The sequence below is a fragment of the Akkermansia sp. GGCC_0220 genome (assembly GCF_017566105.1).
GTDB lineage: Bacteria > Verrucomicrobiota > Verrucomicrobiia > Verrucomicrobiales > Akkermansiaceae > Akkermansia > Akkermansia massiliensis.
In genome coordinates, this window is record NZ_JABFCI010000001.1 from 117,896 (window position 1) to 142,687 (window position 24,792).

The 24,792-nt window shown below is 59.5% G+C and carries 16 protein-coding genes, 1 pseudogene and 1 CRISPR repeat array; of the genes and pseudogenes, 4 read left to right on the forward strand and 13 right to left on the reverse strand.

Annotated features, from left to right (window positions below; all coding sequences use genetic code 11):
- Window positions 1–15: 15 nt before the first annotated feature.
- The gene (locus HJW02_RS00470) at window positions 16–2,154 is read right to left on the reverse strand and encodes a glycoside hydrolase family 2 TIM barrel-domain containing protein (protein WP_102721830.1); all 2,139 of its coding nucleotides are present in this window, start codon (window positions 2,152–2,154) and stop codon (window positions 16–18) included.
- A gap of 351 nt (window positions 2,155–2,505) precedes the next feature.
- Between HJW02_RS00470 and HJW02_RS00475 the strand changes: the two genes are divergently transcribed.
- Window positions 2,506–3,573 carry a site-specific integrase gene (locus tag HJW02_RS00475; protein WP_180970937.1) on the forward strand — a complete coding sequence of 356 codons (1,068 nt, stop codon included), beginning with the start codon at window positions 2,506–2,508 and terminating at the stop codon, window positions 3,571–3,573.
- 71 nt (window positions 3,574–3,644) lie between these two features.
- Here HJW02_RS00475 and speA read toward each other — a convergent pair whose 3' ends face one another.
- A complete protein-coding gene (gene speA / locus HJW02_RS00480) occupies window positions 3,645–5,582 on the reverse strand; it encodes a biosynthetic arginine decarboxylase (protein WP_022396718.1) in 1,938 nt (645 codons plus the stop codon).
- Window positions 5,583–5,605: 23 nt separating this feature from the next.
- Window positions 5,606–6,808 (reverse strand): carboxynorspermidine decarboxylase, encoded by a 1,203-nt coding sequence (nspC, locus tag HJW02_RS00485; RefSeq protein WP_022396717.1) that lies wholly within the window; start codon window positions 6,806–6,808, stop codon window positions 5,606–5,608.
- A gap of 224 nt (window positions 6,809–7,032) precedes the next feature.
- On the opposite strand from nspC, the gene HJW02_RS00490 reads away from it, so the two are divergent.
- Window positions 7,033–7,776: a hypothetical protein gene (locus tag HJW02_RS00490; protein WP_146017735.1), complete on the forward strand. Its 744-nt coding sequence runs from the start codon at window positions 7,033–7,035 to the stop codon at window positions 7,774–7,776.
- A gap of 707 nt (window positions 7,777–8,483) precedes the next feature.
- Here the strand turns inward: HJW02_RS00490 and HJW02_RS00495 are convergent.
- On the reverse strand, window positions 8,484–10,169 hold the full coding sequence (locus HJW02_RS00495) for a sulfatase (RefSeq protein WP_240454306.1): 1,686 nt from the start codon (window positions 10,167–10,169) through the stop codon (window positions 8,484–8,486).
- A 184-nt stretch (window positions 10,170–10,353) separates the two neighbouring features.
- Here HJW02_RS00495 and leuS point away from each other — a divergent pair, with 184 nt between their 5' ends.
- Entirely contained in the window at window positions 10,354–12,927 is a 2,574-nt protein-coding gene (gene leuS, locus HJW02_RS00500; RefSeq protein ID WP_102721840.1) for a leucine--tRNA ligase, read from the forward strand.
- A 23-nt stretch (window positions 12,928–12,950) separates the two neighbouring features.
- Window positions 12,951–13,604 (forward strand): ribulose-phosphate 3-epimerase, encoded by a 654-nt coding sequence (rpe, locus tag HJW02_RS00505; protein ID WP_022396713.1) that lies wholly within the window; start codon window positions 12,951–12,953, stop codon window positions 13,602–13,604.
- A 98-nt stretch (window positions 13,605–13,702) separates the two neighbouring features.
- Here the strand turns inward: rpe and HJW02_RS00510 are convergent, their stop codons facing one another.
- The 9 genes and pseudogenes from HJW02_RS00510 to HJW02_RS00545 all read right to left on the reverse strand — a co-directional run bounded on the left by HJW02_RS00510 (window position 13,703) and on the right by HJW02_RS00545 (window position 24,755).
- Window positions 13,703–14,389: a PEP-CTERM sorting domain-containing protein gene (locus HJW02_RS00510; protein WP_180970938.1), complete on the reverse strand. Its 687-nt coding sequence runs from the start codon at window positions 14,387–14,389 to the stop codon at window positions 13,703–13,705.
- 618 nt (window positions 14,390–15,007) lie between these two features.
- Window positions 15,008–15,904: a phosphatidylserine decarboxylase gene (locus HJW02_RS00515; protein ID WP_102721833.1), complete on the reverse strand. Its 897-nt coding sequence runs from the start codon at window positions 15,902–15,904 to the stop codon at window positions 15,008–15,010.
- Window positions 15,905–15,964: 60 nt separating this feature from the next.
- Window positions 15,965–16,357 carry a tetratricopeptide repeat protein gene (locus tag HJW02_RS14100; protein ID WP_343132755.1) on the reverse strand — a complete coding sequence of 131 codons (393 nt, stop codon included), beginning with the start codon at window positions 16,355–16,357 and terminating at the stop codon, window positions 15,965–15,967.
- Window positions 16,314–16,415, reverse strand: a pseudogene (locus HJW02_RS14105) (hypothetical protein); the annotation flags it as partial. The gene HJW02_RS14100 and the pseudogene HJW02_RS14105, both read right to left, overlap by 44 nt.
- Window positions 16,416–16,898: 483 nt before the next feature.
- A CRISPR array of direct repeats spans window positions 16,899–18,163; the repeat unit is 31 nt; unit sequence GTTTCAATCCACGCACCCGTGAGGGTGCGAC.
- 47 nt (window positions 18,164–18,210) lie between these two features.
- On the reverse strand, window positions 18,211–19,047 hold the full coding sequence (locus HJW02_RS00525) for a hypothetical protein (RefSeq protein WP_102749347.1): 837 nt from the start codon (window positions 19,045–19,047) through the stop codon (window positions 18,211–18,213).
- Between the two features lie 22 nt (window positions 19,048–19,069).
- The gene (locus HJW02_RS00530) at window positions 19,070–21,244 is read right to left on the reverse strand and encodes a hypothetical protein (protein ID WP_102749346.1); all 2,175 of its coding nucleotides are present in this window, start codon (window positions 21,242–21,244) and stop codon (window positions 19,070–19,072) included.
- A 27-nt stretch (window positions 21,245–21,271) separates the two neighbouring features.
- The gene (locus tag HJW02_RS00535; RefSeq protein WP_180976191.1) at window positions 21,272–23,815 is read right to left on the reverse strand and encodes a hypothetical protein; all 2,544 of its coding nucleotides are present in this window, start codon (window positions 23,813–23,815) and stop codon (window positions 21,272–21,274) included.
- A 46-nt stretch (window positions 23,816–23,861) separates the two neighbouring features.
- Window positions 23,862–24,371, reverse strand: coding sequence for a hypothetical protein (locus tag HJW02_RS00540; protein ID WP_102749345.1), 510 nt, complete (start codon window positions 24,369–24,371; stop codon window positions 23,862–23,864).
- Between the two features lie 27 nt (window positions 24,372–24,398).
- On the reverse strand, window positions 24,399–24,755 hold the full coding sequence (locus HJW02_RS00545; RefSeq protein WP_102749344.1) for a hypothetical protein: 357 nt from the start codon (window positions 24,753–24,755) through the stop codon (window positions 24,399–24,401).
- Window positions 24,756–24,792 lie beyond the last annotated feature (37 nt).

Here is a 24,792-nt window from a genome sequence, read left to right on the forward strand (position 1 = left end):
CAGGTGCTGGATTGCTTACTTGTACTTGTTGATGGAAGGGTCCTGATAGCGCTCGGAATCCTTCTTTCCTTCCTCCCCGGAAGGCTTCAAGGTCCATTTGCAGGAATCCGTGTACGTTTTCCCGCCCATGGAGGCCGTGGCCGTGATGGTGTTGACGCCGGGCTTGAGAGTCACTTCAGGCCAGACGGCGCGCTTCAATTCATCCGGCTTGACGCTTCCCACGGCCTTCCCGTTGACGGCCAGCTTCACCGCAGGGGCATTGCTGTAAACCTTCACGGGCACCGTCTTTTCCGTGCGCTCCGCAAACCTGCGGGACGTAATGTACACAGTCGGCTGGGGACTCCAGTTGGCCTTGTAGAAGAAATAGGCGTCCTTGGGCGTCTTGCGGTCATAGGTCACCAGCCCCTTGTCATTGATGCCGGGGCTTTCCCCCTCAAAGCGGGAGGCGGAACCGAAGTCAAACATGTTCCAGACAAAGGAGCCCCACACCTCCGGCCTCTCCCTGATGCACTTGTAATTGATCTCATGCGCCTGGGACTGCCATTCCTCCGGATGCCAGAACCCCGTGGGGGACGGCCTTTTGGCCGGATTCTCATGCATGCCCGTGCTGGCGCCATGGCCGTATTCGCTGACGGCGATTCCCATTTTGCCGCCGTAATCGCGGATGTAGCCGTTCAGGTTCCCCTTCATGGTTTCCGGGCCGCCCCCGTACCAGCCGGGATACGTATTGAACGCGATGTGGTCCGGAATATTGTTCAGCTTCTTGCGGCCCGCCTGGTTGCTGGCCGCCACTGTCATGCGGGAGGGGTCCGTCTCCTTCACGAACTTGTTCAGTTCCGTCAATTCAGCCTCCATGTCCACCCCTTTGGAGGAAGCCTCCGGCTGGTGGCCGATTTCATTGAAAATGCCCCACATGCAAATGGAGGGGTGGTTCCAGTGCTGGTAAATCATTTCCCGGGCCTGGAGGCGGTTGTTCTCCCGGAACTCCGGCGTATCACGCACCAGGTTGACGTTGGGCACCTCGGACCAGACGACCAGCCCCGTCTTGTCGCACAGGTCGTAAACATTACTGGAGGCGGGATAGTGGCCCGTTCTCAAGCCGTCCGCTCCCATGTCCGCAATCAGCCGGATGTCCCGCGCCTCATCTTCCGGAGAAAGCGCCCAGCCCTTCCCCTTCATGTCCTGGTGGCGGCTGACGCCCTTGACCTGCATGGGCTTCCCGTTCAGGACAAAGCCCTTCCCGGGATCGACGGAAACGGTCCGGAGGCCCAGAGGCTGCACTATTTCGTCCGTCTGGCCGTCCGCCGTCCTGATGGAAGTCTTCACCTGGTAGAGGTAGGGATTCCTGACTCCGTTCCAGAGCACGGGCTTGGCGATCGCCAGCGTTACGGGAACCTCCAGGTTCTTCTTTTCCCCGGCGGCGGCTTTCACCGTCTTTCCGGCCACCTTCCTGCCCTTCATGTCCAGGATTTCCACGGCTACATCCACGTCCCGCGCCTTCCCGTCCGAGTTCAGCAGGGTCTTCACTTCCACCTCCGCTTTGGACTTATCCAGGGACTTCGTCGTAATGAAGACGCCGGGGGAGGCGTAAAAGAGGGGGTCAATGCACACGCCGTCCGTTTCAATCAGCTCAATGGGCCGGTACAGGCCGCCGAACATGGAAAAATCCCCGCGCTGGGGCGCTATATGTTCCCGCTGCGTATTGTCCACCAGAACGGAAACCGTGTTGGCGCCTTGTTTCAGGAGGGGAGTGATTTCATAACAGAAAGCGGTAAACGCCCCCTCATGCCTGCCGGCAGGCTTCCCGTTGACGGAAACCTCGGAAACGATGCTGGCGCCTCCGCCGCGGATGAAATACCTCTTGCCCGGCCTGGGGGCCACCGGAAGAGTGCGGGAATAAACGGCGGAGCCGCGCCGGTAGGCGTCGCTGTTGACGGACTTGGCGTCTCCGCGCTGCCCCTTCACGCCGTCCGCGGCATCCTCCGCATTCCAGGTATGGGGAACCGCCACCTTCCCGGAAGAGCCTCCGTTGAAGCTGTAATCCCAGGAGCCGTTCAGGGAATGGACCTCACGGGCATCAGCCGCCAGAAAGGAGCCCAGGGCGCAGCACAGCCCGGCACACGATACGTTGAAAGAGTGAATTCTGATGTTCATGGTACAGCGGAATAATTTATCTCATACGTTCAGGCATGTAAAATACTTTCATCCTGCGGGGGAGTTCTCCCCTTCTTCTAACAAGAATTTATTGGCGTCAAATGGATAGTGTTCAATTTGACATTCATGAACATAACCATGCTTTCTAACATTTTCGGTTCCTGCACTACCAGAAACTTTGATTTTCCGATCGGATCAAAGAAAACATAAGTAACAACATATCCTTTACGGTTACGCGTTTTCCGATGGAAAGCATAAGTTTTCTTTACTATAAGGATGGCCTTTTTCATTAAAACCGTGTTTGTACAAACACGAGGAATGAGTATGAGAAAAGCACCGAATACAAATAAGTTGAAATACGTTGGAGCCGCGCTTCTGGAAGGGGAATCAGTCACCCTGATCCAGGCTGCAAGGCTGGTATTGGAAATCAAGGAGGCCCTGGGAGATGAAATCTGCACCATCACCCGGTGCAGGGAAGTCGTCTCCCTGGGACTGAACGCCATCAAGAACAAACACCATACCGTCAGCTTCGGTACGGCGGCCGTGGAATGCCTGCGTTCCAAAAGCCATCGCCGTCCCCGGACGCTGACGGACATCAGGAGCATCATCCACAAGCTCAAGAAGAGCAACCCGGAACTGGAGCACACGCCCCTCCGGAACCTGAGCGTGGAGGAATGCCAGAGCATCCTGATGAACACCTTCACCACGTCCCGTCAGAGGCACAAGGCGAGGCTCATCCTGAGCGGCATCTTCTCCTTCTCCGTCAAGCGCGGATGGTGTGATGAAAACCCCATCCTCCGCGTGGATACGCCCTTCCTGCGGGAGCAGGAAATTCCCGCCCTGACGCTGAAAGAAGTGACCCAGCTTCTCAAGGCGTGCATGGATGAATTTGACGGAAGCTGCGTGGCTGGAGCGGCCCTGATGATCTTTGCGGGCATCCGTCCGCAGGAAGTGGAACGCCTGCTCTGGGAAAACATCGCCATCCGCGACGGCTGCGTGATCCTGAACTCCAAGCATACCAAGACCGGAGGCGCCAGACACGTCACCATCCTGCCCGTGCTTGCCAAATGGCTCAAATTCTGCCGTGACAAAAGCAAGCCCGGACCCGGCACGCCCATCTGCCCGAAGGGCTGGACGATCAAGTGGCGCAAAATCCGCAAAAAAGCCGGCTGGGGCGGAAGAAAGAAATCATGGGTGCCTGACTGCCTGCGGCATACCTATGCCAGCTATCACGCCAAGCACTTCAAGGACTACAACCTGCTGCAAATGGAAATGGGCCACCGCTCCTCCTCCCTGCTCCGCACGCGGTACCTGAACATGAAAGGCATTTCCCCGCAAACGGCCACGCGCTTCTGGGGGCTGACGCCGGCCAAGGTCATTGCGGAGACGGAACCGCCGGAAGAACCGCCGGCGGCCTGATGGGCAAAGAGAAAAACGCTTTGGAACGGAAGGCCCTTTTCCCTGCCGGGGCATGGAAAAAAGGCCGTTTCCTACAGCTCGTAATAGGTATATCCGTTCAGGCCGGAACGGAACACTTCCAGAGCCCTCCGGCGTTCTGACGGCGATATTTTCCCGTCGGCTACGGCCTGTTCCGCAAACGTGCGGAACTTGTTGATCAGCTCCTTGGGGTCATATTCCACGTAGGAAAGGACGTCAGCCACCGTATCGCCCTCCACTTCATGGGTGTAAACGGGGCGGCCGCCTTCCAGGTGCACGCCCACCACGTTCGTATCCCCCAGCAGGTTGTGCAGGTCTCCCAGGGTCTCCTGATAGGCCCCCACCAGGAACACGCCTATGTAATAATCGTCCTCTCCGGGCTTGATGGCATGGAGGGGGAGAGCGGTAGCCACGTCCTCACGGTCGATGAAATGGTCTATCTTCCCGTCGCAGTCACAGGTAATGTCCGCCAGCACGGCCTTGTTCGTGGGCCGTTCGTTCAAACGGTGCAGAGGCATCACGGGGAAAAGCTGGCGGATGGCCCAGGAATCCGGCAGGGACTGGAACAGGGAGAAATTGCCGTAATAAAAGTCCACCATGGAGCAGGAAAGCTCCCGGAGGTCTTCCGGAATGGTTTCCATCTCCGCCAGCATGCGGGAAATGCGGCTCAGGATGTGCCAGTAATAGGCCTCTCCCAGCCCGCGCTGGCGCAGGGTGGCGTTCCCGTAAAAAAACTGGGCGCGCAGCTGGTCCCGGTAATAGCAGGCGTCATTGTAGCACTCCTGCATGTTCTTCCTGGCCAGGGTCCGGTCCGTATCCGCAAAAGCCTTCAACAGCTCCGGCGCATCCTCCGGCAGCTCGGGCGGCGGTTCCTCGCCCGGCGCGCTCGTCACGTCCAGCACGTTGAACACCAGCACGGAATAATAGGCCACCACGGCACGCCCGGACTCCGTCACCAGCGTGGGATGGGGCACCTCGTACTTGGTGCACATATCCCCCACCACCTCCACCACGTCACGGGCGAACTCCGCAATGGAATAGTTGCAGGAGGAATGGAAATTCGTCTTGGACCCGTCGTAATCCACGGCCAGGCCGCCGCCCATGTCCAGCGTGCCCAGCGGCGCGCCCTCCTTCACCAGGTCCACGTAAATGCGGGCGGCCTCCGTCAGCCCCTCGCGCACCACGGAAATATTCGGAATCTGGGAACCCTGGTGGTAATGGAGCAGCTTCAAGCAATCCAGCGCATCCACCTGCTTCAGCTTATCCACCACGTCCACCACCTGGGCCGCGTTCAGGCCGAAGACGGACTTGTCCCCCGCGGACTCCTGCCACAGGCCGGACCCCTTGGCCGCCAGCTTGATGCGCACGCCCAGATTGGGGCGGATGTCCATCCTCCGGGCGCGTTCCAGAATCACGTCCAGCTCGGAAGGCATTTCCAGCACAATGAAAATATTCAGCCCCATCTTCTGGGCCGTCAGCGCCAGGTCAATGAATTCGTCATCCTTGTACCCGTTGCAGATCAGGTAGGCATTCGGATTGTGCATGTGGGCCATGGCGGCAATCAGCTCCGGCTTGGAACCGGCCTCCAGACCGTAATCATACTTGGTGCCGAACTCCGCGATCTCCTCCACCACCTGCCGCTGCTGGTTCACCTTGATGGGGTAGACACCCTGGTACTTGCCCTGGTAATCCGCTTCCTTGATCGCCTTCCGGAAGCTGTCGTTCAGCTCCGCAATGCGGCTGCGCAGCAGGTCCCGGAAACGGAACAGCACGGGAACGGTGGTGCCGCGCTCCTTCAGGCCTTCCAGCAGGTCGCACAGGCTGATATCCTTTTTCCCGCCGTCCTCGTCGTTCAGGCGTACGGTCACCTCCCCTTTCTTGTTGATCCGGAAATAACCGTTCCCCCAGTCGTCAATGCCGTACAAATCTGCGGAATCATGATGACTCCAACCCCGGACTTTCTGCTTGATGCCTTCTTTAGCTGCTGCCATGTCAATCTGTCTGGTCAAATGTTCTAGCCCAGGCGGGCTTCAAAATCTTCATAAGTAAAGCGGCGCACCGTCTCCACGGAGCCGTCCTTCCTCTGGACGGCGATGTCCGGGTGGCGCACGCCGTTGAAAAACGTGGTCTTCACCATCGTATAATGCGCCATATCGTCAAACACGAGTTCGTCGCCCGCCGCCAGGGGCTCCGCAAAGGAATAATCCCCTATCCGGTCTCCCGCCAGGCACGTGGGCGCGCCCAGGCGGTACGTATGGGAGCCCTCCCCGGCGTTCCCCGCCAGCGCGTAGCTCTCCCCGGCCATCTGCACGGCGGGCTGCCGCGCGGAACGGAGGGAGGCGTCCCGGACAATCTGGAATACGTCCGGGCGGTAGGGCATTTCCAGCGTATCCGGCATGTGGGCGGACGCGGAAACATCCAGAACGGCGTGCTCCACCCCTTCCGAGGAAAAAATATCCAGCACCCTGCACCGCAGCACGCCGGTATGGATGGCTGCGGCCTCTCCCGGCTCCAGCCAGACCTCCACCCCGTAGCGCTCGCGAATGCGGCGGACGAGCTCCGCCAGCAGCTTCCGGTCATAGCCGGGCTTGGTAATCCAATGGCCCCCGCCCATGTTCAGCCACGTCATCTCCGGGCGGGACAGGATGTGGCCGAAGTGCCGTTCCACCGCGCCCAGCGTAGCCGCCAGGTCATCCGCCCCCTGTTCGCACAGGGTATGGAAATGAAGGCCGGAAATGCCGGTCAAATCCGCCCCCTGCATCACGTCCGGCGTGACGCCCAGGCGGGAGCCGGGCGCGCAGGGGTCATACAGGGGCGTGTGGCCGGTGGAAAACCGGGGATTGACGCGCAAGCCGCACTTCAGCTCCCCGGAAAGAAAGCGGGGATGCCGCATCACCTCCTCCCGGAAGCGGCTCCACTGCGTCAGGCTGTTAAAATCAAGGTGGTCGGAAATCTCCGCCAGCTCCGCTATTTCTTCCGGAGCATAGCCGGGAGAATAGGTCAGCACATGCTTCCCGAACCTGCGCCGGGCCAGCCGCGCCTCCCACAGGCCGGACGCGCAGCAGCCGTCCAGCCAGGGGGACAGGGCATCAAAGCAGGGCCAGCAGGAAAAACCTTTCAGAGCCAGCACGATACGGCACCCGGCGGCATCCGCCACATCCCTCAGGATAAGGGCGTTGCGTTCCAGGGCAGACTCGCTGATGACGAAGGCGGACATAAAGCAACGACAACCTAAGCGATTCAGAACGATTTGCGAGAAAAATTTGAGTAATCTACCATCATACCCTCAAGGCGGCACGCATGAAAGGCTTCCGCCGCGCCTGCGCGGTTCCCCTCATCAAACGGAAACGTCAAAAAACGCCACAAATCGGCACTTCCTGCATTCTTTTCCTTGAAATGGGATGTGTTTTCCTCTTTTATAACGTAACCATTGCGATTGCCATGACTAACATTCATCCCTTCACCACTGCAGCAGCCTGCATCCTGACCGCCGGAGCAGCGCTCTTCACCAGCTCCTGCCAACCTACCTCTCCCGAGAGCTACGCCCGTCAATTCGCTACTGCCCAGCACGTTTCCGTACACGGGTACAACGGCCGTGAAACGCTGACCACCAGGGTTTACGCCGACTGGGGCGGCATGCCGGCCAATGCGCGCCGCGCCATGGAGGAATACATCAAGGGAGCCGAATGGAAAACGATGGACTACATCCGTCCGCAGTACTTCATCCAGGTGGACCGCTCCTACTGGGCGATCTGCATTGACAATGACGGCAACCTGGTGGGCATCATTCCCTTCCGCAATGGCAGGGACGCCCGCAAGATGTCCGTCAACAACCACTTCAAGATGCTGGTCAACACGACGGACCGCGCTCCCGCCCTGGGCTATGCCATCCTGAAAAACCTGGCCTATGCGGACGGCCTCCGCGTCAGCACACGCAAGGCTGACGGCCTGGAAACGCCCGTTCCGGCGCCCCCCGCCGTGAAGGTGGTCGTTCCTCCCAAGGAAACCGCTCCGGCTGCCGCCCCCGCCGCCAAGCCTGCCGCAGCTCCGGCTGCCGAACCCGGCACGACGGAGGAAACTCCTGCGGAAGACGCTACCGGAACGGAAGAAACTCCCGCTGCGGATAACGCGACTGAAGGCGGCGACGCCACGGCGACGGATGACGCCGCTTCCGACGACTTTTAAGATGCCTCCCCTTCCGGGGATGCCATCGCCTTAATTTCCATCACGCTCCGCCGGCACGTACGGCGGAGCGTTTTTTATCCCCGTTCCTCCGGAACAAAAGCAAGTTTGCCGTTATTTTCACCTTCTCCCCATCCTGAAAAAAGAGAATGGAAAAATTGCGTTTTTAAGCGGGACCGTATTTCCGGGAAGGGGAAACTTCCTCCGCTGAATATCGGAAAAGCTACCGCAGGAAAGGCAGGAAGGCTCCCTGCCCGGATGGGGGCAGAATGGCCGTGCCGGGGAATACGCCGTTTTCCCGTGTTTTTCCATGGACAGCCTGCGGAGGAATGGCTTGCCTGAAAAGCCCGGAGGATTCCACGCGGACCGCATGGAGCGCCGCAAGCCTTTGCGGCAGATGAAAAGAAACTGAGGGCCAGCGAACGGATATTGAAAAAAGTCCGTTAATCAAAACAGCGTACGCCCTCCGTCCGCCTGTTCATGCGGAAACACAGAAATTTGCGGCGCTTACGCAGGTCTTTTCAGAACAGGAACGCGGCGCGGAGAAAAGCGCCTGTGAACAGACCGTTTCATGGGGAAACTGCCCTTCCGGCAAAGGCGGTCACAAGCTGAATGCCCTGCCGGAAGCAGGGCATTCCCATTCACCCGCCTTCACCAGAGGCACATCTGCCGGCCCTGATGGAAAAGAAACCGGAAACTGCTGCGGAATCTCAATTCCCGCCCTTCTTCACCTGGTCGGGCCACGGAACGGAGCTTCCTTCCGGCGCGCCCAGTTCATTACCCTTCTTGTAGGTGGGCATCTGCGCCTTCCGCTCGCGGAGCAGCTTGCCCATCAGGCCGGCCATTTCCTTCAACTTCCGCGGCTCCCTGACAGCCAGGTTTTCCTTTTCACCGATATCCTTCTTCAAATTGTACAGCTCAAAGCTCTGGTTCCCGTGACGGTAAATCAGCTTCCAGTCCCCGTGGCGCAGGGCGGTGGAAGCGCCGTACTGAGGAGCCTGACGATTGTTTTCCCCCCAGTTGTTGGGCTGGTGGAACAGCAGGGGACGGTCCGCAGGGAACCGGCCTCCCTTGAGCAGCGGGACCAGGCTCAGGCCGTCCAGCTTCTGCGGAACCTTGGCGTTCCGGCATCCCGCTATATCCAGAAGGGTCGGGAAAAAGTCGTCAATCACCACCGGAACAGCGCACCTGGAACCGCCCTTCGTCACGCCGGGCCAGGAAACGATCATGGGCTCCCGGATGCCGCCCTCCATGCACGATCCCTTGCCGAAGGAAAGGGGATAATTGGCGTCCTCATTGCCCAGCCTGCCGGAAATGGCCAGGCCGCCGTTGTCCGACATGAACACCAGCACCGTGTTCTTGTCCATGTCATGCTCCTTGAGGTACTTCATGATATCCCCCAGGCTCTTGTCCATCCCCTCGATCAACCCGGAATAATGCTTCTCCACCGGAGACCACTTGTGCCCGTCCTCCGGATTCTTGTAGGAATCCGCAAACCTCTTGTCGTAGGCGCGTTCATCCAGCGGGGCGTGCAGGGCGTACTGGGCCATGTACAGGTAAAAGGGCTTGCCGGCCTCCTTCGGATTGGTCCTGATGGCTTCCAGCCGCTTGAGGGCCTCAAGAGTCAGCGCCTCCGTCAAAAACACGTCGTCCTGGTAATAATTATTCTCATCCAGCCCGCGCACATGGTTGAACCCTTTTCCGTAATGCTTGGAACCGCGGTAATCTGCCGGGTGACCGATCTCCGTACCCGCAATATTGTAGTCAAACCCCATATTCAACGGGTTGGATCCCGGCGTTCCCTGGGTGCCGAAATGGGCCTTCCCGCAGTGCACGGTGACGTAGCCGCACTTCTTCAGCATCTCCGGCAGCGTGGCCGCCGTGACGAAGGGACGCGTCATGTTGTAATGCATGTCTTCCCCGGAAATGGGGCGTTTCGTCGTCCCCCGGGCGGGAATCCCGACCGGCTGGAGGCCGTTGAGGGCCCAGTCCGGCGGCTGGAGATTTTTGTTGTTGCGGTCCGTCGTTCCGTTCTGCTCCCTCACCCAGCAGGTCACGCGGTGCCGCGCCGGATTCATGCCGGACATCAGGCTCACGCGGGAAGGCGTGCAGAGGGGGTGGGCGTACGCATCCGTAAACGTCATGCCCTGCGCGGCCAGCTTCTCCATGTTGGGCGTGCGGTAGCGCTTGTTCAGGAACGTCTTCTTCGGGTTGCCCCGGTCGTCGGACCAGAACGGGTGGGACGTATCCTGCCAGCCCATGTCATCCACCAGGAAAACGATGATATTGGGCTTCTTTCCGGAAACGGGGTGGGAAGTATTGCTCTGGGCGGACGCCCCGGCAAGCAGGGAAAACGCGCCGCAGGCGGCGGACAGGAGACAGGCGGAGAACTTCATGGTCGCAACATATTTAATATAATCGTCAAAATCCTTTCAACCTAAAAATACGCACAAGCAACCTCTGGTCTTTCCTCTTTTTTCCGGAAAAAGGCATCATCCTCCGGGAAGCGGCGGAAACGCTTTTGCGCCACCGGGTTTAGGCTTGATTGGCCAGCAGGCGGAGTATACATTCCTCCCCATCATGTCCGAGCGCAAGAAACCATATCCCTTTGACGTTTTTGAACCCAAATGGCAGCAGATCTGGGACGAAAGGAAAACCTTTAAAGTAAGCAATCCCGGAGAAGAGGGCTTTGACGCGTCCAAACCCAAATACTACGTGCTGGACATGTTCCCCTACCCCAGCGGCGCGGGCCTGCACGTGGGCCATCCGGAAGGGTATACCGCCACGGACATCGTGGCGCGCTTCAAGCGCATGAACGGCTTCAACGTCCTTCACCCCATGGGGTGGGACTCCTTCGGCCTTCCCGCGGAGCAATACGCCATCAAGACCGGGCAGCACCCCTCCGTCACCACCTTCCAAAACATTGACAACTTCCGCCGCCAGCTCAAGATGCTGGGCTTCTCCTATGACTGGGACCGGGAAATAGCCACGACGGACCATGAATACGTGCGCTGGACCCAGTGGATCTTTCTCCAGCTTTACAACTCCTACTACAACAGGGAACTGAAAAAGGCGCGCCCCGTCTCCGAACTGGAGGAACAGGGGCTGAGCCGCGAGGAAATCGACCAGCGCCGCCTGGCCTACGTGGCGGAAGCGGCCGTCAACTGGTCCCCGGACCTGGGCACCGTCCTGGCCAACGAGGAAGTGGAGGAATGGAAATCCAAGGGCCACCGGGTGGAACGCCGCCCCCTGCGCCAGTGGATGCTGCGCATCACGGACTACGCGGAGCGCCTCATTGACGAACTGGAGCCGCTGGACTGGCCGGAATCCATCAAACTGCTCCAGCGCAACTGGATAGGCAAATCTGAAGGGGCGGAAGTGGACTTCACCCTGAACGGGAAAACCATCACCGTTTACACCACCAGGCCGGACACCCTCTTTGGAGCCACCTACATGGTCCTCTCCCCGGAACACCCGCTGGTGGACACCATCACCACGCCGGAACAGAAAGACGCCGTGGAACAGTACCGCGCCCAGTGCGCCTCCAAGAGCGACCTGGAACGCACGGACCTCTCCAAGGAAAAAACGGGCGTCTTCACCGGAGCCTATGCCGTCAACCCCGCCAACGGGGAACAGGTCCCCGTCTGGATTGCGGACTATGTGCTGATGGGTTACGGCACGGGAGCCATCATGGCCGTTCCGGCCCATGACGAACGCGACTTCGCCTTCGCCCAGGTATTCGGCCTCCCCATTCTCCAGGTGGTCCAGCCGCCCAGTGAAGACATTGACTGGCGCGGCTTCTGCGGTTATGAAGGCGCCAGCGTGAACTCCGGCTTCCTGACGGGGCTGCCCACTCCGGAAGCCAAGGAAAAAATGATCCTCTGGCTGGAGGAAAACGGCAAGGGCCGCCGCAAGGTAAACTACAAGCTCCGTGACTGGCTCTTCTCCCGCCAGCGCTACTGGGGGGAACCCTTCCCCATCGTCTGGGAAGACGGCCGCCACCGCGCCCTGCCGGAAAGCGAACTCCCCGTGCTCCAGCCCGATCTGGACGACTTCGCCCCCACGGGCGACCCCCGCGGCCCGCTGGTCAGGGCCACGGAATGGATTGCGTACACTCCCACGGCCCACCGTGAAACGAACACCATGCCCCAGTGGGCCGGCTCCTGCTGGTACTACCTGCGCTACCTGGATCCGGAAAACACGGAACGCTTCGTCAGCCGTGAGGCGGAACAATACTGGATGGGCTCCACCGGCAACCCCGGAGGCGTGGACCTGTACGTGGGCGGCACGGAACACGCCGTGCTCCACCTGCTCTATGCCCGCTTCTGGCACAAGGTTCTCTTTGACCTGGGCTACCTCACCACCAGCGAGCCCTTCCAGAAGCTCGTCAACCAGGGCCTCATCCTGGGGGAAGACGGCCAGAAAATGTCCAAGTCCCGCGGCAACGTCGTCAACCCGGACGACATCGTCCGCGAATACGGAGCGGACTCCCTGCGCCTGTATGAAATGTTCATGGGGCCCCTCAAGGACGTGAAGCCCTGGGCCACCAAGGGGGTGGAAGGCATCTCCCGCTTCCTGGCCCGCGTCTGGCGCGTGGCCTTCCGGGAAAACCAGGAAGGCGAATGGGAAATCAACCCCAAGCTGGCGGCGGACACTCCGGAAGCCGACGTGCTCCCCGTGCGCAAGGAACTGCACAAAACCATCAGGAAAGTGACGGAAGACATCAATGACATGTCCTTCAACACCGCCATCGCCAAAATGATGGAATGCACCAACGCCATGACCTCCGCGGACGTGGTGGACGTACAGGACTATGACGCCTTCCTGACGCTGCTGAACCCCTTTGCCCCCCATCTCACGGAAGAAATTCACAGCCGCCTGCAAGCGAAATTCCCCGCCCTGGCGGAAACGCAGCTCTGCCAGAAAAACTGGCCTGTCTGGGAGGAAGCCCTGCTGGTGGAAAACACCGTTCCCATGGTCATCCAGGTGAACGGCAGGCTGCGGGACAAGCTGGAAGTGCCCAGGGACATCTCCCGGGAAGAACTGGAAAAGCTGGCCCTGGCCTCCGCCAAGGTAAAAATCTTCCTGGACGGCGTCACCGTGCGCAAGGTAATTGTCGTGCCCGGCCGCCTGGTCAACATCGTAGCCAACTGACACCCCGGAAAGACTCTGCCATCATGACCATGATCGCCCCGTCCCTGCTGGCCGCCGACTTCTCCCGCATCGGGGAGGAAGCGCGCCGTGCCTTTGACTCCGGAGCCGACTGGCTGCACCTGGACATCATGGACGGCCACTTTGTGGACAACATCTCCTTCGGCCCGGAAATCTGCGCCGCCGTCAGAAAAGCGGTGGGGCCGGACCGTTTCCTGGATGCCCACCTGATGATTGAACGGCCGGACCACTACTTTGACCGCTTTGTCAAAGCGGGCGTCAACCTCATCTGCTTCCATGTAGAGCTGGGGGACCCCCACTACATCCGCGACACCCTCAGGCGCATCCGGAAAGCCGGAGTGAAAAACGGTCTGGCCGTCAACCCGGCCACGCCCTTTGACGCCGTAGTTCCCTACCTGGAGGAAATAGACCTGCTGCTGGTCATGTCCGTGGTGCCGGGCTTCGGCGGACAATCCTTCATGCCCTCCGTGCTGGACAAGGTGGAAAAAGCCGCCGAATGGCGCACGGAGCACCAGGCCCCTTTCCTGATTCAAATGGACGGAGGAATCGGCAAAGACAATGCCGCGCAGTGCGCCCTGGCCGGGGCGGACGTGCTGGTGGCGGGCTCCTCCACCTTCAAGGCTCCGGACATGGCCCGCGCCATTGCGGAAATGAAGTAACCTGCGAACGGTCCTTACCCAGCCCGTTATTCCGGAAAATCAAAAAATCCGGCATTCCCGGGAGGAGTGCCGGACTCTTTCATTCATGGCTCCGTTAATCAGAACCTGCGGCGGCGCATCAGCAGGGCGGCCAGCCCCAGCAGGCCGAGGGAGGCGGAAGCCGGTTCCGGCACGGCGGCCAGCGTCACTTCCGCCCTCAACGCCGGTCCCCATACGGAACCCTCCGTACTGGTAAAGCCCGCATTCTTATACACATCCCCGATGTCCACGCCGTCGGCTTCCTTGCCAAGCCTCAATCTGGCGGAGGAAAAGCTCACGTCACCCCAACTGGTGGCATCTGAAATCTGCGTCGTCGTAAAAGCCACGTAATAAGTTACGCCGCTATCAAGCTGCAAATTATTGAACACGGCCTTCTCCCAGGAGGCCGCTCCGTCTCCGGCGCTATCTCCGGCCATGTCAATGGTGGTCGTGGACTGCCCCACGAACGTCGTTCCGTCCTTGGTGGCGGCGGAGGAAAAAATCGTCACGTACAGCCCGTCGGTGGCATCCGTCCTGTTCGTCGCCTTGGCAATATCCAGTGATTGCAGGAACACCGTGGAATTCGGTGAAATCCCTTCCCCGGAGGAAAGAAGCATGTGGTCCAGGTCAAAGGAAAAACCGTAATAGGCTCCGTATCCCCCGGAAGTCAGGGTGGAAGGATCGTCTTTGGTCGTCGTGCTCAACACAGTAGCCGCCTGTGCCGTTGCCAGGCTGGCCAGAACACCAAGAATACATAGGCACTTCATAAATTTATTCTTATTAATGGGTGAAATACGGAATGGAACCCGTTGCCCAAGGAAATAGCGGATTATGAATCCGTTAAAGATTCTACAATCCGGAAAAGCTGTCCTTCTCCAGACCCCGGCTTGGCTGGAAAAAACTCCAAATGGACATTCCATCAACATTTCCCACATTCACTTTTTACGGCCGCATATCGTCTGGTAGTCCAGGACCTCCCGGCTCTGATGGATGCCCTCACCGGAATGCAGTGACGGCTATTAAAAAAAACTTCCGCTATGCTCCAGAAAGAGTTTCAACAACGAAAAGCAGGAACTCTGCCGCTTTCAGGCGCCAGTGCCGCAAAGCCACACTCCATCAACACTTCCACCGTCCCCTTTCACAGCCGCATATCTCCCGGGAGCCAGGGCCTCCCGCCCTGATGGAGGCCGCCGCTGAAGCGTAAAGACGGTTATTAACCATTACTGGAACGAAAAGAAAGCCCATTACATCAGGAATACCCTCTGACAATTCCCATGATATGGACAAGCTCAAATTCCCCAAAACCTTTTTCTTTCAATTTTGTAAGCTTGACTCCGGATTCATAATCCGGAGACATCATGGCCGCACCCCTTCCCGGACCGCAGCTACTCCGCAGAGACGCCCATCATATCTCCCTGACGGGCAAACAACTCCATGCCTTCCGCCGTCTTTTCCAGAAGGTCGGGAGCCAGGCGTATTCTGCCCGGTTCAAAAAAGCACATCACCGTGGAGCCTCCAAAGGCAAAATACCCCTTCTCCCCCCCTCTTGCGGCGGGAACGTCCGGAACATACGTCTCCTCAATCAGCCCCACCCCGGTGGCGCCCACCTCCAGCATGGCGACCTCTCCCCACAACTCCGACCGGATCAGGGTCAAATTCCTTTTATTAGTCCATAGCCACGCCAGCCGGCGGCGCAGGCAGTACGGAGACACGCTCGCCAGCGGACCGCCCAGCCTCGTCCACGGGCCGGGCACCCCGGACACCGGAAAATGAAAACGGTGGTAATCCGTGGGGCACAGGCGCGACAAAACGACGGCGCCTTCCGCATACCGTCCGGCCAGCGCTTCACTCCCCATAAGGGAGGGCAGGTCAAAACTCTGCCCCTTCACGAAAACGCTCTTGATTCGGTCAGCGCGTTCCCAGCCCATGTGCCGGGCATCCGCGGGAAAAACGGCCGTATCCTCCCCACCGGCCAGAGGGCGAGCTCCCGGTTTCAGGCGGCGGTAGAAAAAATCGTTGAAATGCTTGAACTCTCCCATCCCCTTGAGGGAATCCTCCATATTGATGCCGTACTCCTCCACAAAAGAGGGGATGGACCGCGCGCTGGAAGAACGGTTCTTCAGCCACCCCAGCAGACGGGAAAAAACGCCGCGCTTGATCAGGACATGCAGTGCAGCCCGGCCTGTGGAAGTGCCGTAAATCCATTGCAGGTACTTCTCCCCCAGCACCTGTTCCCGTTCTTCCCTGCCCGTGTAGCGGTTGTAATAGCGTATGCCCTCCATGAAACGCCTAGAGTGTCGCCCGCTTCCCCATTTGTCCAGCCGAAAGAGGCTCGCCGCCTCCTATTTCCCCTGTGCGCGCTCCGGATCCTCCTCCGTACCGGAATCCTTTCCTTCCGCCGCGCGGTCATACCATTCCCGTGCAAGATTCAAATCCTGCGGAACTCCATTGCCGTGTTCATAACAGGCAGCCAGCAGGTACTGGGCGTCCCTCTCGTCCGCTTCCGCAGCCTTACGCAGCCAGTACATGAATAAATCCTCATTCTTCTCCACCAGGCCGCCTTCCCGGTACTCCAGGGCCAGGTCAAACATGGCCTCCGGCTTGCCCTGCTCCGCTGCAAGCTGCAGCCAGTGCAGGGCCTGCGTATCGCTCTTCTCCGCGCCCAGACCTTCATGAAAACAATCATACAGGTCAAAGGCGGCATCCGCATCTCCCGCATCCGCCTTCTGCTTCAACCCGGGCAACGCCCTGTGAAACCAATCCTCCGCCCGGTCCGGGTCCTTCTCCACGCCGTCCCCCTCCTGGTAAATGCGCCCCAGACGGAACTGGGCGGAGGGATTCCCGGCTTCCGCCTGCCGGACGATCTTACGTTTCCACTCCTCCAGAAACTTCTTCATCCTGCCGCTTCTCCATTTCAGCGCCACCAGAAAAACGACCGCTACCAGCACCATCAGCAAAATAGGCGTCCATTCCAAAAAATCATTCAACCAGTCTATATGCATCTTATCTTTATATTGGATTGCTCCGGCTTCATCCATCACAAACTGTGAACGCGGAAAAAAATCCCATGCCGCAGGAAATGCACCGCTTGCCTGCTTCCCTTTTCCGGACAGGCTGTCCGGAAACCATAATAAACCATCCGGAAAGTTGTTCATCCGGCGTCCTCCCCAACATAAAAATCCTCCTTAAAAGAATATTAAATAAATAACCATTTAAAACCATTTATCAAAATAATCACCTCCCTTACCATGCAGACATCATTAAAAACAACTGCACTATTCATTCTACGCACCCCGTGAGGGTACGACTGACATGGACAAGCCGCTTTGTCTTGGCTCCCGGGTTTCAATCCACGCACCCGTGAAGGTGCGACTTGCAGTAACACGGAAAGTATCTGTTTTTTATCGGTTTCAATCCACGCACCCGTGAGGGTGCGACTGTGCCATAGTAGGGGCCTCTTAGGTAACAAGAGTTTCAATCCACGCACCCGTGAGGGTGCGACCTAATACTTTTATATCTATAATATCCACTCTGTGGTTTCAATCCACGCACCCGTGAGGGTGCGACGGTAGTCAATGAGCCGTTCCAGCGCCGGGCCTGTGTTTCAATCCACGCACCCGTGAGGGTGCGACAGCCGGAGCAAATACCCGCAAGGGTGACTTTCTCGTTTCAATCCACGCACCCGTGAGGGTGCGACCCGGGGCGGAGAGCATCCGCGGGCACCTGGATATGTTTCAATCCACGCACCCGTGAGGGTGCGACATTTGCCCTCCACAAGGACCAACAAAAGCTCCTTGTTTCAATCCACGCACCCGTGAGGGTGCGACCTTATTCATAGTTAATCTTTATCTATATTTGCAAGTTTCAATCCACGCACCCGTGAGGGTGCGACTCGAGCAAGCAAGGCCAAAGGCGGGAAAGCGATTGTTTCAATCCACGCACCCGTGAGGGTGCGACACGTTAACTACATCCTCCCTGAAATTGGAGTACAGTTTCAATCCACGCACCCGTGAGGGTGCGACTCTAATTCCTACCGTTGTAGTAGGGATATGATTAGTTTCAATCCACGCACCCGTGAGGGTGCGACTTCCTGAAAAATGTTCTTGGCAACGCCATGGAGAGTTTCAATCCACGCACCCGTGAGGGTGCGACTCCTCCGGCAAAACGGGGAACAGGCAGATGCCGTGTTTCAATCCACGCACCCGTGAGGGTGCGACCCCGTATCACCAACTCGGACCTTGCGAAGTTCAAGTTTCAATCCACGCACCCGTGAGGGTGCGACTTATTGTATTGTTTCGCTTGCGGCACACCTTCAGTTTCAATCCACGCACCCGTGAGGGTGCGACTGCCGGAAGGGTTTGTGAGAAACGATAAGGAAAAGTTTCAATCCACGCACCCGTGAGGGTGCGACTGCGCTACCAGATCAACCTGACCGAAACGCGCCAGTTTCAATCCACGCACCCGTGAGGGTGCGACAGCTTCCCCTACGGGACGGCCTGAATCCAATCCGGTTTCAATCCACGCACTGTAACGCGCCAAGGCATCTGATAGAACTATGACAGGTATCTGATATAACTTGCCTGTCTGCCTACTCCGCGCAGGGTGTCTGCATAGACTCTGCCTCACCCTTACACGCGGCCAGAAGCTCACCCCAATCCACCGCCTCATCGTCCTCCCTGTCCACTCCCTCCCGGAGCATCCGCTCCCTGGCGTCGGCCAGCAGGTGCATCACTCTGGCCCGCTCGCTGGATGGCCGGTCATCCATGCGAGGGGAACCGGTGGTCACCATCGCAAACCTGGCCGCATAGCTCTCGGCTCTCACCGTCCTGCTAGGCCAGCACCAGGCCGTCCACTCGCTCCAAGGAGATCGTTGTCGCCACGGCTCCTCAACCCGGCACAATGTCACCGGCACTCTGGCCAGTACCTCGCGGCCGATCGTCACGTCCTCCGGCGCTGAATCGTCCAGGAGCGTCCAGTCCATCTCCCGGTAGAGACGTCTGGCCATCCAGCCGCGCAAGGCGTACAGACAGCCGTAAATCCTCCAGGAGCCGTCGATAAAATCCCCAGAGGCATACATCGGGCACCATGGCCGGGACTCCATCCACCGCAGCCAGCCGTCATCCAGGAGAGCCGTGTCACAGTCAATCTTGACCAGGATATCGTCATCCTCGGCCTCCCGGCACATCTCGGAAAGCATGCCGCGGATACAATCCGGGCCACGCAGGTTGCCGTTGCGCTCCCAGGTGGATTGTACGTAGTCCGCCCCCATGGACCGGAGAGCATCTGCGATATCCTCCTGTACCGGACTGGCTGCATCATCTACCACCGTCACGCTCGCATAGGGTACGGCCATCCGGGCGCACCGCACGCAAGCTGCTGCCTCGTCGGCGTCTCCGGAGTACGAAAAAATAAAAATCCTGATCATACTATTATATATAGGGTAAAATTTAGATGGCGGGGCCGTATGGATAGAAAGTGCCTCCGTAGACCGGCACCTGGATGGTGCCCAGCATGTGCTGGATGACCTCCTTGTCCCGGATGGTGGCCAAGTGGAAGGAATAGGAAAACACCTCCGAGGGGTCGCCCTCCTCCATCTGAAGGCGGAGGGGGTTGACCGCCCCCTGCTCGTAAGCTATGGAGGTGCCGGTCAGCTTGCCCATACCACTGAATTTGACGTCCAGCCATATCTCGCCTGCCGTGCACGAGGACGCAAACCACTCCCCGCTATTGGGCGTGGGAACCGTACCGATGTACCGGCCGGAGAGCATCAGCTTGCCCGGACGAATTCGGCAGCCGGTTATGTCGTCGCTGCCCTCGGCGCGCTCCAGGGTGACCTGATAGCCGTAGGCGGGAGGCTGCTCCGGCGCCTCGCTCCATACCATGCCGCCCTCCGGGCCGATGGTCGGGGCATCCGGTGACTTGTAGGCCTCGTCGTCATATTGCAATGTCTGGACCGGGTTGTCCTGCTGCTGCTCCTGGTCCAGCTCCTGCTGGTCGGCAGCCATCTGCTGGATGCGGTCTACCATGTCCTGCAGGGACAGGTGAGAGGGTACGCCCGTCGTGAGTGATGTAGTCTCGCCGGCTAAATCCACTGAGACTCCCTGGACGACGGTAGCCATGTCCCGGTACGCACGGCGAGCGCCCTCCAGGGCGAGCCGGCGGCCCACCAACCCGGCCGGACAGAGGGCGCGCAGGGACGTAACCGCACCCTCCCAGGGCAGCGGACGGGTGATCTCGTAATACTGCCGCAGGATGGACGTATAATCCGGCCACTCCATCGTGGATGACGGCGGTGTGCCTCCGCCGCTGATGGGCGGATCGCTGCCGTCATCCCCCCCGGCATCCCCGGACTTGCTGGCCCGGTAACGCATGCGCTGCTTGTTGATGGTGCGCCCGCGCCACTTGAGCCATCCCCAATAGCGGACGCGGCCTCCAAAGTTGCGGGTCTTGGTGAAGATCATCTCGGTGCCCTTGGGAGGCTTGGTGTCGGTGTATACGACCTGGCGCAGCTCTATGTAACTCCACTTAATGGTCTTGCAGATGGTGGACAGTTGACCGGACGCGTGGCGATATCGCTGGGCCGTATCATCGGTGGAGTAATTGGACAGGTCGCTGCCCTCTACATCCGCTATCAGAGACCGCTTGATGATCCCCAATCCTACTCCAGTCGCCTTGGCCAGCTCCGGCACCTGGGACTGCCACCACTTGAGGTCGGCCGCCCCCGTACCCGTGGGCAGCCTGTCGCCCCTGACCTCGACAATCGGCTTGGTAAAATCCCAGACGGGGTCCTCACTGCTGACCGGAGGCTCGTCCCCGGTGGAGGTGGCGCCACCGGACAGCGCCACCTGGATGGTGACACATCCCTCCTGGTGCAGGTCAGCTCCCTTGGGCCAGACTTGGGACTGGTAAGCCTGCCGTCCGGCCGTCAGTACGACGCCCACGGCCGGAGGCACCAGGTCCGGGCGGGGAGACAGGTTGATACCGGACAACCGATCGCGCACACGGTCCAGCGTCGCCACCGGCAACTCCTCTCCGTCAGCCACCTTGATCACGGGAGAGGCCCCGGAGTAATCAACCCAGCACACCATGCCAGGACGGCCGCCCAGAAGCTTGCGCAACACCCCGGCATACATGTCACAGCCCAACGCAGTGTCCCACATCCAGGCCGTGGGAGATACGGCCACCTCAATGCCGACGTCTGCCGGTAGCAGTCCGTACTTGCGGGCATCCTCCAGCAGCCACTGCACCGTGCTGGCGATCTTGATCTTGCGCGGCACGTCCACGCCATCACCCCCGCCTCCGGAGACATAGGGAGACAAGCCGCCGCTCAGTTTACCGCCAGGATTGAAACACAAGGCCGCCTCCAGGGGTTGGAGGATATCGCATGCCTCCATGGACCAGCGCCAGGCATTGCCGGACTGCTCCAGAGCGCACTTGCGGATCGTGCCCTGTAGCACGATGACGCCGTCCCAGACTACGCGCACATCATCCAGGTAGGCATAGGGAGCCGGCTCGTCCTGGTCGCGGGCCAGCTGCAGCCAAGATACCTTGGCGGCCGTAAAATTGCGCCAGTCATACTTGGCTCCTTTGATGGCGCTGCCTGTTAGCTCAATGACGTGCATGGAGGATCAATCGGTGATGGATAGGGGTTAATGGCGACCGTACTGCTCACGGGATTTGAGGGCTGCCACCTCCCGCTCAATCGTGCTCAAACGGTCGTTGTGCCGGGAGGAGTTATCGGCCGCCTGCTTGGCGATGGTGACAAACTGCTGCATGACATCCAGGATACGGCCAGAGGTGTCGCTCTGACCAAACATCTGCCGGGTAAACTCGCCGATCATGGAGCTGTAGTCCTGGCCTGCTGCAGGCTGGGGAGCAGGATGCGGAGGAGGTTGTGGCGCCTGGGCTCCGGCCCGGATACGCGTGCGCACCGCATCCTCCGCGTCCAGGTCGCGGCCCTCCGGAGTAACGCGGCGGGGCTTGACCGGCTGAGGCCTGGACATGGTCATCAATATCCGGCCCAGCTCGCCCTGGACCAGCTCCTTGACCAGGGAGACGACACGCTGCCCGGCGGCATCGTCTCCGTTGATACGCATGGACAGGGACTGGAGCCGCTTGACGGTGGCCTCATTGAGGATGCCGTACTTGGCCACATCCTTGAGGATCGCCACAATCTTGCTGGCGGCCCCATCCTTGGGCAGGCTGGGCGTAATGTCGGAGAGGCCGTCCAGCTTGGCCTTGTAGCGACTCGCCTCCAGGTCCTTGCGCTCCAGGGGAGTCAACAACTCTCTCTCTCCGGACGCGGCTCTGGAGTATCCCTTGATCATGTCGTCCACCATCCACTTGACCTTGGCCCGCAGCTCCCTGGGCAACCCCTTGAGGGCCTCGTCGCGCATCTGTCCCAGGCGCACGGCGTCCTGCTCGGACATGTAGCCGGCATCGGCCATGTGCTGCCCCTGGGTCAGCAGCCGCTTGAGCCTGGGAGTCTCACGCTCCTTGTAATCCTGGCTGGCAGTGAGCTTGTCGTAGTGCTCGCGCCAGCGCTCCTGGACGCCCTTGCGCTGGCTGGCCAGTTCGGCGAGGTCCTTTTGCCGACGCTCGTCGGCAGCCACGGCGCTGGCCTGATCCGCCTTGGCGGCGGCGATGGTAGCCTCCTTGGAGTTGATCTCACGCTGGTACTGCAGTATCTGCTGCTGAGTAGTGACGTTGGCCTCGTCCAGCTTGAGCTGGTTTTCTTTTTCCTTGAGACGGTCCTTGATATCTTTTTGTTTGGCTTCCTGAGCTGCAATATCTGCGGCGATATCATTCTTCATCTTCTCTGCACCATCGTTGTTAGCCGAGTACGACTTGAGAGGATTGCTAGTGCGGTAATAGTCCTCAATGGCATCTATTTTATCTTCAACAAGCTGACGCTCTGCTTGCTGGGATTTGTCTTTGGCAATAGCAATGTTGGCTGTGCCCAACTCTTTATTGATGCGCTCCAATCGGGCACGGTCTGCCTGTAATCTGCGCTCCGTCTCATAGATGGCATTTTCCGCCCCCAGCAACGGATTCATCCGTTGCTGCTTGTTAAGTTCCTGCGTCTTTTCGAGTAGGCTAATACTTTTTTCGAGGCGTTGTTTTTCCTGTTCTAATTTCTGTTTCTGCGGCAGGAGGTCCTTGGCCTCCTGATGCGCCTTGTCAAGCACCTCCTCCCGTCGCTTGAGTGTGCGATATCCATCCGGAGTCACACCCGCATAAGGCGACTTGGCCGCCTGCTCCTGCTCAGCCTTGATCTGGGCCACCTGTTTGGCCGTTTCATCGCGTGCCTGGATGGCTGCATCCAGCATGATCTGCTGACGATCCTCACGAGACTTGGCAGCGGACTTGGCCTCGGAGGCGTCCAGGTCGGCCATCAGGGCGGCGGCCGTTTCTTTACTGATTTCCCCCCTGATCTCGCGGGTCTTGACGATGGTACGCTGCAGCTCCAGCTCCTTTTGACGGAGGGCCTCGACATGATCCACCTCCGCCGTGCGGTTGACGGCCAGCTGGCCGATGAGCTGGAGGCGCTGGGTGTAGAGGTCATTGATGGCCGTGATCCTGCGCTGCTCCTCGTCATAGATGCGCTCTCGCTTGGCGTTGGTCAGCGCATCGGTATAAGCCTGCTCGCGGGTGGCGGCCTCGGTGGCCAGCCGGTCCTTAAGCTCCCGCGCCCGCTTGACAGCGGCCTTGTCCACGCCCTCAATGTATTTATCCCAGGCATCCAGGATGGCTTTGCCCCACGCCACCCCCCGGTTGTAGGCAGCCTCCAGCTCGGTAGGGATGTTAAACGTCGCCTGTACCTTGCTCTTGAGGTTACCCAATCCGGACGCCGCTCTCCTAGCTCCCCTCTCCATTTTGCGCCCGGCCTCTTCTCCCTTGCTGCCGGCCTTGTCCATCTCATTGCCGGTGGTCTTGGCCTCCTGGCCAACCTGACTGACGGCCTCCTGCACACCCTCTGCAGCGTCACTGGTCTTGTCCAGGGCATCGGCAGTCTCCTCAGCGGCATCGGTCACCTCCTCCAGGTTGGTGGCGACCTCCTTGTCGCCCAGCTCCTCGTTGACCTGGTGTGCCGTCTTGCGGACCTTGTCGAGTCCCTTGTTGACTTGATCCAGTCCTCGCGTGTCGGCCTTGGCCTCCACACCTACCTGTACCTTGTAATCCTTGTCTGCCATGGTGATATGATAGTTATTAGTTAATAGTTAAAAGTTAATAGAGTGGTTAAGAGATGTCTCCCGTGAGGGTGAGGGATACCTGCAGGGCAGCCCAGACCTTGCCCTCGGCATCCGGCAGCCGGATATCCTCCGGACGGCGGCCGAGGCGCGGCCCATCCGGACCGAGGTCATGATCGCTCGTGAGCGGCAGAGGCTGGGCAAGGTCAACCGTAGCGTGGTAGGTCCTGGTCCGGCCCGGCCGGCCCTGGTAGTAGCAGGACAACCAGGTAACCACACCCTCCGGGTGCAGGGTGAGCGCCTCCTGCAGGTCGAGTCCCCAGGCATGGGCGCGGGCGAAAGTCGTAAACGCCCGCACGAGGGTAAAAGACATCTGCAGGGAGGCGTTGCCACGGGCTGCCTGGTGCATCCAGGGACTACCGATGACGGCCTCGCGCTGGATCTGGACGGATGGCTTGACGGTCACCAGCTCCTCCATCACGTCGTCGTATTGGCACAGCACGATATCCCGGAGTCCGTCCGGACGGTAGATGACCGTGTCGAGAGAGAGGTAGTGCATGGTGTGATGAGAGTGGAGAGGTGAGACTTAAGAGTTGAGAGCCGTGAAATACCGGAAAAACGCCACCGCGCTGGGGTCCGCGAGTACAAACTGCATGTACTCGGAGGGTGTGCAAATGCGCCGGCCGCCGGCACTATTGACAGCCTCAACCGTCAGTAGTACGGCCTCGTGCACCTCGACGGCCCCCTCGCGGGCAGCGGGGTTATTGATCACGGAGTCGTCTCCCAGTTGTGCCCACACCTGGGAGGCTTGCCAGTCCTCACCCATGCTCGCGATTGCGGTGACTGTTGCCTCCAGGACCGGGGCCTGATCGGCGGGTATGTCATCCTGGGTATAATGGTCAGTGTGAGTGTAGCCGTCCGCGTCCTGGTACACGGCTGTCATGGTGTACTTGTCCCACTTACCTGGGCGCGGAAAATGT

What these genes read in the sequence shown, in the direction of transcription:
- HJW02_RS00495 (WP_240454306.1), bottom strand. Translation starts at nt 10,169, where the DNA reads ATGAAGTTCTCCGCCTGTCTCCTGTCCGCCGCCTGCGGCGCGTTTTCC.
- HJW02_RS00525 (WP_102749347.1), bottom strand. Translation starts at nt 19,047, where the DNA reads ATGATCAGGATTTTTATTTTTTCGTACTCCGGAGACGCCGACGAGGCA.
- HJW02_RS00490 (WP_146017735.1), top strand. Translation starts at nt 7,033, where the DNA reads ATGACTAACATTCATCCCTTCACCACTGCAGCAGCCTGCATCCTGACC.
- HJW02_RS00515 (WP_102721833.1), bottom strand. Translation starts at nt 15,904, where the DNA reads ATGGAGGGCATACGCTATTACAACCGCTACACGGGCAGGGAAGAACGG.
- HJW02_RS00540 (WP_102749345.1), bottom strand. Translation starts at nt 24,371, where the DNA reads ATGCACTACCTCTCTCTCGACACGGTCATCTACCGTCCGGACGGACTC.
- rpe (WP_022396713.1), top strand. Translation starts at nt 12,951, where the DNA reads ATGACCATGATCGCCCCGTCCCTGCTGGCCGCCGACTTCTCCCGCATC.
- HJW02_RS00530 (WP_102749346.1), bottom strand. Translation starts at nt 21,244, where the DNA reads ATGCACGTCATTGAGCTAACAGGCAGCGCCATCAAAGGAGCCAAGTAT.
- HJW02_RS00470 (WP_102721830.1), bottom strand. Translation starts at nt 2,154, where the DNA reads ATGAACATCAGAATTCACTCTTTCAACGTATCGTGTGCCGGGCTGTGC.
- HJW02_RS00535 (WP_180976191.1), bottom strand. Translation starts at nt 23,815, where the DNA reads ATGGCAGACAAGGATTACAAGGTACAGGTAGGTGTGGAGGCCAAGGCC.
- HJW02_RS00545 (WP_102749344.1), bottom strand. Translation starts at nt 24,755, where the DNA reads ATGACAGCCGTGTACCAGGACGCGGACGGCTACACTCACACTGACCAT.
- speA (WP_022396718.1), bottom strand. Translation starts at nt 5,582, where the DNA reads ATGGCAGCAGCTAAAGAAGGCATCAAGCAGAAAGTCCGGGGTTGGAGT.
- HJW02_RS00510 (WP_180970938.1), bottom strand. Translation starts at nt 14,389, where the DNA reads ATGAAGTGCCTATGTATTCTTGGTGTTCTGGCCAGCCTGGCAACGGCA.
- leuS (WP_102721840.1), top strand. Translation starts at nt 10,354, where the DNA reads ATGTCCGAGCGCAAGAAACCATATCCCTTTGACGTTTTTGAACCCAAA.
- nspC (WP_022396717.1), bottom strand. Translation starts at nt 6,808, where the DNA reads ATGTCCGCCTTCGTCATCAGCGAGTCTGCCCTGGAACGCAACGCCCTT.